Raw genomic sequence first — 287 nt, 5'->3', positions numbered from 1 at the left:
CCTGGGGCGACCTGATGCCCGAGGACAAGGTTGAGGCCATACGCAAGCTGCGCGCGCAGGACAAGGTCGCGATGGTGGGTGACGGCGTCAACGACGCGCCGGCGATGGCCAGCGCCACGGTCGGCATCGCGATGGGCGCCGCGGGTTCGGATGTCGCACTGGAGACCGCGGATGTCGCGCTGATGGCCGATGACCTCCGCCACCTGCCATTTGCGGTGGACTTGAGCCGTCACACGCGCAAGGTGATCCGTCAGAACGTGTTCGTCAGCCTGAGCATTGTCGCCTTC

At 66.6% G+C, this 287-nt stretch carries 1 protein-coding gene; it reads left to right on the top strand.

Annotated features, from left to right (window positions below; genetic code table 11):
• Positions 1-14: 14 nt before the first annotated feature.
• Positions 15-287, top strand: a 273-nt coding sequence (locus FLQ44_RS21220; RefSeq protein ID WP_500692564.1) for an HAD-IC family P-type ATPase, incomplete at its 3' end; no start/stop codon positions are given.

The sequence above is a fragment of the Vogesella mureinivorans genome (assembly GCF_007644035.1).
GTDB classification, from domain to species: Bacteria; Pseudomonadota; Gammaproteobacteria; order Burkholderiales; family Chromobacteriaceae; genus Vogesella; species Vogesella mureinivorans.
Note: the sequence above shows the minus strand (reverse complement) of the source record. Positions and strands in the feature narration are given on the sequence as shown.